Origin of the sequence: Psychroserpens sp., assembly GCF_045105015.1 — a bacterium.
Taxonomy (GTDB): domain Bacteria; phylum Bacteroidota; class Bacteroidia; order Flavobacteriales; family Flavobacteriaceae; genus Psychroserpens.
In genome coordinates this window covers 1-13,257 of the sequence record NZ_JBGCCX010000057.1, presented here as the reverse complement: position 1 = coordinate 13,257, position 13,257 = coordinate 1, and the positions used below count along the sequence as shown (strand labels likewise).

At 31.9% G+C, this 13,257-nt stretch carries 11 protein-coding genes; 2 read left to right on the top strand and 9 right to left on the bottom strand.

The genetic code is table 11. The features are described from left to right. On the bottom strand, positions 1–121 hold a 121-nt coding region (locus AB8B90_RS04810), incomplete at its 3' end, for an oligosaccharide flippase family protein (protein ID WP_405334202.1). Between the two features lie 149 nt (positions 122–270). Next, the gene (locus AB8B90_RS04805) at positions 271–813 is read right to left on the bottom strand and encodes a serine O-acetyltransferase (protein WP_405334200.1); all 543 of its coding nucleotides are present in this window, start codon (positions 811–813) and stop codon (positions 271–273) included. A 554-nt stretch (positions 814–1,367) separates the two neighbouring features. Between AB8B90_RS04805 and AB8B90_RS04800 the strand changes: the two genes are divergently transcribed. After that, the gene (locus AB8B90_RS04800; RefSeq protein ID WP_405334198.1) at positions 1,368–6,671 is read left to right on the top strand and encodes a T9SS type A sorting domain-containing protein; all 5,304 of its coding nucleotides are present in this window, start codon (positions 1,368–1,370) and stop codon (positions 6,669–6,671) included. Positions 6,672–6,745: 74 nt separating this feature from the next. On the opposite strand, the gene AB8B90_RS04795 is transcribed toward AB8B90_RS04800, so the two are convergent. Then, positions 6,746–7,123, bottom strand: a complete 378-nt coding sequence (locus AB8B90_RS04795) for a hypothetical protein (protein ID WP_405334196.1) — start codon at positions 7,121–7,123, stop codon at positions 6,746–6,748. Between the two features lie 27 nt (positions 7,124–7,150). Next, entirely contained in the window at positions 7,151–8,350 is a 1,200-nt protein-coding gene (locus AB8B90_RS04790; protein WP_405334195.1) for an alanine dehydrogenase, read from the bottom strand. Between the two features lie 99 nt (positions 8,351–8,449). Here AB8B90_RS04790 and AB8B90_RS04785 point away from each other — a divergent pair, with 99 nt between their 5' ends. Beyond that, positions 8,450–9,043 (top strand): hypothetical protein, encoded by a 594-nt coding sequence (locus tag AB8B90_RS04785; RefSeq protein WP_405334193.1) that lies wholly within the window; start codon positions 8,450–8,452, stop codon positions 9,041–9,043. A 628-nt stretch (positions 9,044–9,671) separates the two neighbouring features. Here the strand turns inward: AB8B90_RS04785 and AB8B90_RS04780 are convergent. The 5 genes from AB8B90_RS04780 to AB8B90_RS04760 form a co-directional block, all read right to left on the bottom strand. Then, the gene (locus tag AB8B90_RS04780) at positions 9,672–10,028 is read right to left on the bottom strand and encodes a hypothetical protein (protein ID WP_405334191.1); all 357 of its coding nucleotides are present in this window, start codon (positions 10,026–10,028) and stop codon (positions 9,672–9,674) included. Between the two features lie 209 nt (positions 10,029–10,237). After that, positions 10,238–10,789 (bottom strand): hypothetical protein, encoded by a 552-nt coding sequence (locus AB8B90_RS04775; protein WP_405334189.1) that lies wholly within the window; start codon positions 10,787–10,789, stop codon positions 10,238–10,240. Continuing rightward, entirely contained in the window at positions 10,731–10,874 is a 144-nt protein-coding gene (locus AB8B90_RS04770) for a hypothetical protein (RefSeq protein ID WP_405334187.1), read from the bottom strand. The genes AB8B90_RS04775 and AB8B90_RS04770 overlap by 59 nt, the downstream gene beginning before the upstream one ends. 151 nt (positions 10,875–11,025) lie before the next feature. Continuing rightward, entirely contained in the window at positions 11,026–11,487 is a 462-nt protein-coding gene (gene tsaE, locus AB8B90_RS04765) for a tRNA (adenosine(37)-N6)-threonylcarbamoyltransferase complex ATPase subunit type 1 TsaE (RefSeq protein WP_405334185.1), read from the bottom strand. Positions 11,488–11,618: 131 nt separating this feature from the next. Beyond that, on the bottom strand, positions 11,619–13,172 hold the full coding sequence (locus tag AB8B90_RS04760; protein ID WP_405334183.1) for a PglZ domain-containing protein: 1,554 nt from the start codon (positions 13,170–13,172) through the stop codon (positions 11,619–11,621). Positions 13,173–13,257: the final 85 nt, after the last annotated feature.

The following is a 13,257-nucleotide window of genomic DNA, read 5'->3' as shown; positions in this document are numbered from 1 at the left end:
AAAAACTTACAAAAATTAGAATGATACCAATGATACCAAAATCTTCTGGAGTTAATAGTCTTGCTAAAATTCCAATTATAAAAATATGAGAAAATTTATTAAATAAATTGCCAAAGAACATCCAGGTAAATCCTCTAATTCCTGATTTAGTTTTTGAAATATTTTGGCTCATGTATTTTTATGTTGAATAACAAAAGTCATTTAAATAGTTGAGAGGTTATAATAAAATCGGTAAAACTCCCTTTGTTTGGTTATAATTAATATCGATAACTATTCACCTAAGATATTGTTAATATAACCGTTAGTTGGATTATCTTTCTTAATAATTGATCCTGGGTTTCCAATAACCATTGAATTGTCTGGGACATCAAAATTTACGAATGAATTAGGTGCGATTAAAACATTTGAACCAATTGTAATATTTCCTACAATTACTGAGCCTGTACCAATCCAAACATAATCTCCAATAGTTGGACTTCCTTGAAGTCGACCTCGACTAGCTCTACCAATTGTGGTAGAATGAGCAATATTGCAAAACTTACCTATAACAGCATCAACATTGACTACAATAGTACCAAAATGGCCTATAAAAAAGCCTTCACCAATTTTGGTGCCTGTTGGTATTTGAAAACCATATTTGTGACTTAGTCTTCTGAGAATTACTCCATAAAAGATGCCTTTTAAAGAGGAACGCTTTTTGTTTTCTGCAAGCCGCTTAAAATACATATATCTGAAACCAGGTTTTTTAATACCTTTTAATATAGATGTCTGACCACCATATCTGTATAAATCGGACTTTATAATGTGTTTCATCTTATTTTATATGTTAAAATTAAATAAGTGTATCTTAATACAATTTGTTTTGACCATATCTAATTGAAAATATTGATAATCAATGAAAAATTAAAAAATCTTCAGTAATATATCTGAGGAAATAGTTATTATCATTTATAAAGAGTACTTCAAATATTTACCATATGTTGAGCAAACATAATGCTTTTTTGATAATGACAATATATTTATATGTTATTCAATCTTAATTTATTTGTATCATATTATTTTAGTGTTTAGACAATAATAGAATTATATCTCTTCCCTCATCTATAGTTTCTGCTTTACGCTATTCAATATTTCTTAGTCAGAATTTTCTCTTTTATGTTAAAGTTTATTTCTATGTAATCTAGATCTATCTTTTTGACCGTATATCTACATAAAATTACATTTCATCGTTGAATTATTACAAAAACACAGATAAATCTTACAAATAAATGCGTTTAATCGAATTTTTTTGTATTTAATCATGAATTGCTTTATTGTTGTCAAAGCAAATAAAGAAAGTTACCCAAATAACCCTAATTATTACTGCAATGAGTCCCCAAAAACCTACTACTACTGATGGATATATTATATCCAAACTTAAAATTGTTTTATGCTTTATAGCATTTACAGTATGTCTTAATAATTTCGCTCAAGGATCTGAGAGAAAAGCATTTCCAACAGCCTATGGCTCCGGTTCAGAAACCACTGGAGGAGAAGGAGGAGTATTAGTTATAGTTAATACTACAAATCCGAATACACCAATTACTTACAACGCAAGTAATAATACATGGTCTGGAGGTTTTAAAGATGCTTGTAATAATGCTACAATTGGAAATAATGGTAGAATTATCATCTTCTCAGTTAGTGGAAATATTGATTTAGGTGGTACAAACTTTGATTTATATCGTCACAATGTTACTATCCTAGGTCAGTCAGCTCCAGAAGGAGGTGTTACTTTATACAATGGTACCTTTAGACTAAACTCAGCCGATAATGTAATTGTAAGATATCTTAGATGTAGAAATGGTTTAGCAACGCAATCAGAAATGAATACTTCTGGAAATAGTTCAGCGGCAAAATCAGCAGGAATTTCAGTTGTAAATGGTTGTACCAATATCATCATAGATCATGTATCTGCATCTTGGGGAGGAGATAAAGCAATCTTACTAGGTTCTAATGGACCTTACGATCAAAATAATCAAACAGTTCAAAGATGTTTGTTAAGTGATTCTCACACTATGATGCAAATGAGTTCTCAAAATACTGACCTTTATAATGATGGCCTAAGAGGCGATTTATCATGTTACCTAAATATGTTTGCAAGAGGTAGTAATAGAACACCTAATATTGGAGGTACTGGAGGTTACATTGATGTTATTAATAATGTGGTGCAATCTGATGGTTCTAAATTAGGAGTGTTACAAATTATTGATAATGCTAAAGTTAATTGGGCTAGAAATTGGACGAGATATATGGGTGGAGGATCTTCTGTAGCTAACAGTAATGAGTTTCAAATGAATTATACTAGTGGTTCTTATTATGATGATTTACAGTTGTATGCAAGAGGAAATTATTATAAAAACAATAGTGGTGTCATATTAGACGGTACAGAGGATATAGATAAAAATGATAATTTGGAAATATGGAGTTATAGAATGGGTCCATCTAATATATCACAGGATACATCGATGCCTGATAATTTATTTACTGTAGAAACCGAATTCAATAGTATTATTAATAAGCCGCCTACAAGAACTGCATTAGAAGCTTACACAAGTATAGTTACAGAGAGAAATGCAGGTGCTTGTCATTATATAAAAAATGATGGAACAGTAGGAAGTTATATTGATAGCTGGGATTCTGATTTATTTACAAATTTAGAAGCAGAAACAATGCAAGAACATGGTAACGTGTCTAATTGGATTCTACCTTCTATACCTCAAAATACAAGACCATCAAACTTTAGTACATTGGGTGATGGTATAGAAGATGGTTGGAGAGCTACAAATATGAATGGACAAAATTATAATGATATAGCCCCTAGTGGTTATATGTGGATTGAAGAATTCTATAATCAAGTTGATTCACCTATCATTGAAGATATTATTGTAGACCAAGTTACAATTAACTCTAATGCTCCTAATAACACTATTTGTGAAGGAGAAACAATAACTTTAATAGCAAGTGGTGCTGATTCTTATGAGTGGATGCCTGGTAATATAAATGGAGTATCTATAGATGTGAATCCAACTAGTAATACTACATATACTGTAACTGGAACACATTCTGATGGCAGTACGACTACAGATAATATTGTGGTTGCTGTTAATCCTATTCCAGTTGCAAATGCTGGTGATGATGTCGAAACTTGTCAAGGTACAGCAGTTACTTTAACTGCAAATACTAGTGATGGTTATTTATGGAGCACAGGAGCAACAACACAAAGTATATCTGTAAATCCAAATACAACAACGACATATTCAGTTGAAGTAACACAAAATGGTTGTACAAGTCCATTAGATGAAGTTGTAGTAACTGTTAATGCGTTGCCGAATGTTGATGCAGGACTAGATGTCTCCTTAAATTTTGGAGATTCAATTACGTTAACTGCTAGTGGAGCAAATTCTTACGAATGGAGCACAGGTGAAACAACACAAAGTATTACAGTCAGCCCAACAATTGAAACAATTTATTCGGTTATCGGAACTACCGGAACCTGTCAAAGTACAGATTCGGTAATGGTTTTTATCATAGGCAACGAAGTAGTTGCCAATGCTGGAAACGACCAAACCATATGCAATGGCTCACAAACTACACTCACCGCTTCAGGAGGAGCTGTTTATGCATGGAACACAGGACAAACAACTGCGAGTATTGATGTTAGTCCGAATGCAACAACAACTTACACAGTAACTGTTTTTGATGTTACAGGAACAGTTTCTGATACTGATGAGGTAATAGTTAACGTGAACGACTTACCTAATATTGATGCTGGTTCAGATGTAACAATAACAGTAGGAGATATGATTACTCTAACAGCAATTGGAGCAGATTCATACGAGTGGAGTACAGGCGAAACATCACAAAATATAGATGTTAGTCCTACAAACACAACTGTTTATTCAGTGACAGGATTCTCAAATGGATGTCAATCTAATGATGAAGTGACTGTTACAGTTGAAACAGAAACAGTACTTGCTGATGCAGGATCAGATCAATCTATCTGTGAAGGAGAAACAGCAATATTAACAGCTTCAGGAGGTGCAACTTATTTATGGAGTACTGGAGAAGATACAGCAAGTATAGAAGTGAGTCCAAATAATAGTATTACATATTCCGTTACAGTTTTTAGCGCAAGTGGTAATGCATCAGATACAGATGAAGTCATGGTAAATGTGCTTGGGCTACCAAATGTTAGTGCTGGACCAAACATATCTATTAATACTGGTGAAACTATAACGCTTACAGCTAGTGGAGCAACATCATATTTATGGAATACAGGCGAGAATACTTCTAGTATTCAAGTGGCACCTGATTCGGAGACAACTTATACAGTGACAGGATATTCAAATGCTGGATGTGAAGCCACAGATGAGATTACTGTTTTTATTGAAACAGAACCAGTTGATGCAAATGCAGGAGATGATATAAGTATTTGTCAAGGCGAAACAGTGACCCTTACAGCTACAGGTGGTGTAACATATCTTTGGAACACAGGAGAAAGTACTCCAAGTATTAATGTGAACCCAAATAATAGTTCTACTTATACCGTTACAGTTTTTAATACTTTAGGAGATGCTTCAGCTTCTGATGATGTGATAGTATACGTTTTAGGTTTACCTAATACTAATGCAGGAATGGATGTAACTATTTCTGAAGGGGAGACTGTCACTTTAACCGCTACAGGAGCGTCAAGTTATTTATGGAATACTGGAGATACAACAAATAGTATCGTGGTCTCACCAAGTACTGATACCACCTATAGTGTAACAGGATATACAAATGCTGGATGTGAAAGTACAGATGACATTACTGTGTTTGTCGAAACCGAAACAGTAATTGCAGCTGCAAGTGAAGATCAAACGATTTGTGAAGGTGAAACAATAACGCTTACTGCATCTGGTGGAACAACTTATCTTTGGAATACGGGAGAAACAACTACAAGTATTGAGGTCAATCCAAATACAACAACAACATATACAGTAACGGTCTTTAATGCATTAGCAACAGATTCTGATTCTGAAGATGTAATTGTAACAGTAAATGCTTTACCGAGTATTGATGCAGGTACAGATGTAACTATTACCGAAGGTGAAAATACAATATTAACAGCTAATGGAGCAGATTCTTACGAATGGAGTACAGGAGAAACAACTCAAATTATAACAGTTAATCCGACGAGTACTACATCATATTCAGTAACTGGATTCTTAAACGGATGTTCTGCAACAGATGACGTAACAGTAACTGTTGAAACAGAAAATGTAATTGCTAATGCTGGAGTAGATCAATCTATTTGTGAAGGTGAATCAGTAACGCTAATCGCGTCTGGAGGAACAACTTACCAATGGAATACAGGAGAAACTACAGCAAGTATAGAAGTTAATCCAAATACAACAACAACATATACAGTAACAGCTTTTAATACTTTCGGAACTGATTCTGATTCAGATGAGGTTACAGTTACAGTAAATGAATTACCAAGTATCGAGACAGGTTTAGATGTGACAATTTCCGAAGGAGAAAGTACAACTTTAACAGCGTCAGGAGGTGATTCTTACCAATGGAGTACAGGAGAAACAACCCAAAGTATAACCGTAAATCCGACGATTACAACTGAATATTCAGTGACAGGATTCTTAAATGGATGTGAAGCTAATTCTGAAGTCACTGTAATAGTTGTTCCAATTGTGTTTGTTGCAAACGCAGGTGAAGATCAATCTATATGTGAAGGTACATCTACAACATTAACAGCTTCAGAAGGTGATGCATATTTATGGAGTACTGGTGAAACGACTCAAAGTATTAATGTGAGTCCTTGGGCTTCAGAAACGTATACTGTAACTGTTTTTGATGACGATGAGCAAGCTCAAGATGATGTTACGGTGTATGTGAATTTAAATCCTAATGTTGTGATTATGAATGGAGGAGAAGTAACCATTTTAGAAGGTGAATTCGTTACGCTTTCTGCCACTGGAGCTAATACTTATGAATGGGACAATGGAGCAACACAACCAAATATTGCTGTAAGCCCATCAACATCCAGAACTTACTCTGTGACAGGATATATTAATAATTGTTCTGATGATAAATCTATTACAGTAAATGTTTTAGAAACTGTTCAAGCTTATGCAGGAGAAGATCTCACGATTTGTTCTAATGATGTTGTTACTTTAACAGCTGATGGAGGTATTGATGGAGAGGTAGAATATTTATGGAACAATGGTGAAACAACACAAAGTATTGATGTTGCCCCTGGAACAGATACAGAATATTCAGTTGTAGTTTATAATGCATTAACTGCAGATGAATCTGCTGTTACAGTTTTTGTAAATGACTGTAGTCCAGAAGAAATTATTGAATCTGGTGCCGAATTTGACGTCTTAGTCTATCAAGATATGAATGCTGATGTACTAAAATTACAAATCTCAGGAATGGATAGAGTAGATGTGAAACAAATTATGATTTATGATCTTAATGGAAAAACAATCTATAGAGAACAAATAACAGCTAATGAAGAACTACTAACTTTGGATAAAGAGATTAATTTATCTCAGTTCTCCAGAGGAGTTTATGTGGTTCGACTTACGTATAATGATACAGAAATATTGAAAAAAATCCCGATAAGATAATTTATTTAAGTGTTAGTCAGATATGCCAACATGTTCCTTTGAATGTTGTTGGCATTTTTTATACCATAGATTTACTAGTTGTCTACAAAATCAATTGAAAGAATTGTAGCAGTAGATTCACAATTTTTTATGACTAACTCTACATCGTTTTCTTCATAGCTATTCTCGATAAGGTAAGTTTTACAACCTACAGCTTTAGTATCACTCTCCGAAAAGTTAACATCTCCAGTTTTGATAAGTTCAGAGACCATTAAGGTATCGATATCATGTTTAGCCATTGTAGCTATAGAAGCATCAGAATATGCTTTCTTTTTGATAGCTATATTTTTTATGGTTCTAGCATTCGGACTGTAGTCGCAAGATGTTTTTTTTCCACTTAAAAAAAAGGCAAGTACAATTAGTCCAATAGAAAAGCCACCTAAGTAGTAGCCAATTCGGTGTATAAATTTCATAAATGATGCTTATGTGTTCTGTATTTACTAGAAGATTAACAAGTTAAGATCGCTGCAATCTAAATCAAACCAATCGGCAACCGATTTATTTGTTAAAATTCCGTGGTAAAAATACAACCCATTTTTCAAACCACGATCAAATCTGATGGCATTTTCTATTCCTCCATCTTCAGCGATTTTTAGTAGATAAGGTGTAAAGATATTACTAATAGACACCGAAGCTGATCTTGAATAACGTGCAGGAATATTTGGAACACAATAATGTGTCACACCATTGTATTCAAAAGTGGGCTTGTCATGATTAGTAACTTCACTAGTTTCAAAGCATCCACCCATATCAATACTGACATCAATAATTACTGCACCAGTTTTCATAGTATCAACCATTGGTTCTGTAACAATAACGGGAGATCTGTTTTTTCCTCGCACAGCACCAATAGCTACATCACAACGTTTAAGCGCTTTAATTAAGTTTTTAGGTTGCAAAGTTGAGGTGTAAATGGTACGACCTAAATTTGATTGAATACAGCGTAATTTCGTAATTGAATTATCAAATACTTTCACATTAGCACCCAAACCAATTGCAGATCGTGCAGCGAATTCACCAACAGTACCTGCGCCAATAATAACAACTTCAACTGGAGGTACACCACTAATATTACCAAACATTAATCCGTTGCCACCATTTACATTAGAAAGTAACTCTGAAGCTATTAAGATTGAAGCTGTGCCAGCAATTTCACTTAGAGATCTAACTGCAGGATATGCACCATCTTCATCTTTTATAAACTCAAAAGCAAGCGCAGTAATTCGTTTTGAGGCAAGTGCTTCAAAATACTTTTTATGTTGTGTTTTAAGTTGCAACGCAGAAATTAATATGGTCTGCGGATTGATTAATTTTATTTCATCTAAAGAAGGCGGTTCAACTTTAAGAATGATAGGGCAAGAAAAGACTTTAGCTGTATCTTTAGTAACTTCGGCTCCAGCTTCACTATAATTTTTGTCTTTAAAATTTGCACCTTCACCAGCACCAGATTCTATCATCACGCGATGACCATTTGTAACAAGTGCAGAAACAGCATCAGGAGTGAGGCAAACGCGCTTTTCTTGAAAATGTGTTTCTTTAGGAATCCCAATAAATAGATTCCCTTTTTGTCTTAATATTTCTAGGGTTTCTTCCTGTGGAAGTAATTGTGCTTTGGTAAAAGGAGATTTAGATTTACTCATTTAGCTAAAATTGAAATCTCAAATTACAAATAATTATTTGAATATTTAAAATAAAAATTTATATATTGTATGTAGATAATTTTCTATACGACTTGAGTTATGAAAAAGTTTAAATTAAAAGATTACTTGATATCGTTTTTAATAGTAGCTGTTACTTTGCTGTATTTTTGTGATAAATATTTAGGATTAGAAGGTGTTGAATCTGTGTCAATTTTCAGCTTTGATATAGGAAGTTTTGGGTTTCCTGATTTTCGACAATTATTTTTTTATTCGAAGATGAAGTTATTGATATTATTTATTACCATAACATGGTATTTAACTTGTAAGCATTGGTGGAAATCTTCTATTCTTGTTATCATAACGATAGAACTTTTAAAGCTTGTAACAGCTTTAAAAGCTAATTCTGAGTTTTATGATGAAATTGATTACCTAATAAGTTTACCTATTACCTTACCTATTATTCTATTGTTGGTTTTAGTTTCTTTAAAGATTAATAAGTACAATTTAACAAGAGATTTACGATCGAATATTGATGAAGAAATTGATGAGGTTTTTTTTGAACTACATAGTATTGATAAGACTCAACTAGATTTCTTAAAAGATAAATTCTTAAAAATTAAAAATGAAAAAAAAACAGGTTCGTATTTGGAAGAATTGAAATCGATTAGAGATAAATTTTATGATATATGTTAAATAACATAAATATTAAGGCCATAAATAATAAAAAATTACAGATAGATTTATTTGTAATAATTTATATACTAGTTCTGCCATTTATATTTTATTTTTATACAATTGCTCCAGAAAATTCATCAGAATGGAAGTTAAAATGGTTCACAATAAATTCTGGTTATTTTAAGGAAGTAGATTATTATGTTTGGATGCTTTTCGTGAAATTTTTAACCCTAAATATTTTGTCAATTTGGTTTATAACTTGTTCACATAAATGGAAATCAGTGATTTTGTTTGCTGTATTATTTGAGATTCATAAAATAATTGTAATTATAAACTACGTAGAATATGGAAATCTAAATTTAGACTTATTAAACTCTTTACTCGTTTCAATTCCGTATATGTTATTTTTATTCTTGATAAGCTATAAACTTTATTTTGTTTCAAATAAAAATAAATTTAATAAGTTGATAAATAATGAAATTAATACACAATTAGAATCTATATCTAAATTCAACAGCAATGATTTTAAATTAATTAACAATAAGTTTTTAAAATTGAAACATCAAAAAAATAAAATGGATAAAAAAGGATATTTAGCTGAATTATTAGTATTAAGAGATCAAATAACAACATAAATCGCTGTTATTTATTTTTTTGATTCTGAAATTTCTTTTAAAATTTCATCTAATAGTGCTTTCTTTTCCTCAGACCATTGCGATTTAAGTCGCTCATCAATATAGTTTTCAATCTCCGCTTTTGATCTTGATTTTGGTTTTGTTTGTTCTTTAATAAACATTTCGCCTTTACCAGTGATCAGCCAAACTAAATTAACTTGAGGATATTCTTTTATAATACGTTCAATCACATCACTTCCTACAGAAGCATTGTTTTTTTGCATTCTTAGGATATAGCCATTAGCAGTACCAATAGAAATATCAAATTGACGTGCACTTAGTTTCAATTCTGAAATAAGAGCAATAATACGATGTACAGTTTTACTCATAGTTATATAGGGATGTATTAGGAGTAAATTATTAATATAATTTATACAAATGTAATTTTTTTATCTAATATAATGACTTTTGTAGAATATTTTCTATCTTAGTAATGTTAATTTTATATTATTATGATATAAGGTCAGTAATTTAAAGAAAGGGTTAATTCAAAAAAAACACACAACAATTAGTTGTGTGTTTTAAGTTAGGGTTGCAGTTAGAAATATTGTTTGACCTTGCCAAAAAATGTTGTTGGTTTGATCATAAATTCTTCTTCAAGTTCTTTCATGGTTTTATCGGCATCATTTATTTTATTAAACATTCGTGCTCTGATTAGATATATGGATGGAACTACAATAGCCATTATAGGAAGCATATAAATTAATTGAAATTCGTCAACGTGAGTAGTATCACCATTAATAGTTCCAACTATTTGAAATATATACATTATTATAGGTACTAATAACGCATGATACCACCAATGACGGTTAGTAAAAAACCAAATCATTAATAAAAATAGTGGTATGAATTTCCCAGTAAGAACCCACATGGCATATTGAGCATCTTCCCACAAGAGGCTATCATATCTAAATAAAAAAGTGTTCCAAGTTTTTTCACTTGGAACACTTTCATGTAATGAGAATAATAAAGGAGTAGCTGCTATAAATGTACCAATTATACTACCTAATATAGCCCTTTTACCAATATTACTAGGTGTTTTTGATAAGCTTTCGCTTTTTCTTTTCGATTTCTGTTTTAACTTGTCCATCTAAATTGATTAAATCAGTTGCTTGTGCTGTGAACGCAATTCCACCGATAATCGCAATGGCTAATACATACTTTTTTGTTTTCATAATATAAGGGATTAATTAATTAATAGTTCAAATATACTTCGATAGTACACTTTGGAACAGTTAAACGAGTGTTAAAAACAACTCAATTAATCGACTTATAGTTACGGTTTTTCCGTACTTGCCAGTAAATATGCGATGTAAAGTGGTCTATTTATTTCTGCGTTCTGCAGATTTCATAAGCAGGTTTTAGGGTTAATAATTCGTTTTGGCTCAATTTGAGGGTTCTTGAGGTCTTATCTTTTATTGTTATTGTAATCTCACTTACATCTTCTGGAAGTAAGCTATATACGTTTTCAGGCCATTCAATAAATAGCCAATTTTTATCATCATTTAAATAGTCTTCAAAACCAAAATTTAAAGCTTCCATTTCGTCTTCAATACGATACATATCGAAATGAAATATTTTTCCGTTTAAAGATTCATATTCATTAACTATAGAAAAGGTAGGACTCGTAACATCATCACCACTACCTAAGGTTATAACCATAGCTTTAATGAGTGTTGTTTTACCAACTCCCATGTCACCATGAAACAATACAATTTTAGAGCTAATTTGCTCCAAAAGCCTTGTAGCTACTGACTCTAAGTCTTGTATGTTATAATCTATATCCATAGTTATTACAATGAATTTAACAGCCTAAAGCATACTTTAAGCTAAATTCATAAGGCAATAATACGTATAAAAATTCAAAAAAACTAGAAAAAAGTGTATTTCAACGGATTTTTTTGCATTACACAGATGATTTACTTCGGATTCATGACCACAAAAGGAATGATCATTTCTTCTAACGAAACACCTCCATGTTGATAGGTATTTCTGTAATAACTAACATAGTGATTGTAATTGTTAGGATATGCTAAAAAGTAATCGCTTTTTGCAAATATAAATGAGCTGCTCATCGTAATACTAGGCAAACAAATACTTTTCGGATCTTTTTCAGCCAGAACCTCTCTGTCTTCATAAGTTAAACTACGTCCTGTTTTGTATCGTAAATTCAAACTCGTGTCACGATCACCAATAACTTTTGAAGGATTCTTTACGTTAATCGTTCCGTGATCTGTAGTAAGTATTAATTTGAAGCCAAGTTGTTGAGCTAATTGAATCATTTCAAGTAATGGCGAATTTTTAAACCAACTAACAGTTAGAGAACGATAAGCTTTATCATTAGAAGCTAACTCTTTAACAACATCCATTTCAGTTTTAGAATGCGATAGCATATCTACGAAATTGTAAACAATAACTGAAAGATCGTTGTCTTTTAAAGTTTTAAAATTTTCAACCAATCGCTTTCCAGCTTTAAGGTTGGTGATTTTATGATATTCTGTTTTTAGGTTTTGAAGACCTAAACGTTTCAATTGCCCTTGTAAAAATTCATTTTCATAAAGGTTCTTTCCACCTTCATCAGTATCGTTTTTCCAAAGTTTAGGGTGTAAACGCTCCATGTCACTAGGCATTAAGCCTGAAAAAATGGCATTCCTTGCATATTGCGTTGCAGTTGGTAAAATGCTATAAAAAGGTGATTCAGATGATTTTTTATAGTAATTATTTACAATAGGTTCAAAAGCTTTCCACTGGTCGTATCGTAAATTATCAATAACGACTAATAACGTTGGTTGCTTATCACTTAATTCTGGAACTACTTTATCTTTAAACAAGGTATGTGATAGTGTCGGAGCTTCATTTCTGTGATCAAACCAATCTTTATAGTTTTTTTCAATAAACTTTCCAAATTGATGATTTGCTTCATTCTTTTGAGATTCTAATATTTCAGTCATTCCAACATCTTCAATATCTTCTAGTCTTAATTCCCAATAGATTAACTTTTGATATAATTCAGTCCATTCTTCAAAAGAATTCACCATCGATAAATCCATAGCAATCTTTCTAAACTCTTGCTGGTAATTCGACGTAGTTTTTTCGGAAACGAGCCTCGAGTGATCTAAATTCTTTTTTAGGCTCAATAAAATTTGATTCGGATTTACTGGCTTTATAAGATAATCGGCAATTTTATTACCTATAGCTTCTTCCATAATATATTCTTCTTCACTTTTTGTAATCATCACTACAGGAAGATTAGCACGCTTTTCTTTTATCTCATTTAAAGTTTCTAATCCTGTTAAGCCAGGCATGTTTTCGTCTAAAAAAACAATATCAAAATTCGTGTCATCAATTATCTCCAGCGCTTCAGTACCACTCTGACAAGTGGTTACATTATACTGTTTTTGTTCAAGAAAAAGAATATGAGGTTTTAAAAGATCGATTTCATCGTCAACCCAAAGAATATTTATAGTGTTCATGTATATTTGTTTAATATTAATGTAAACTTTAATGTTTGATGGCAAGTAACAAACTTAAAATCTTTAACGACCCAATTTACGGATT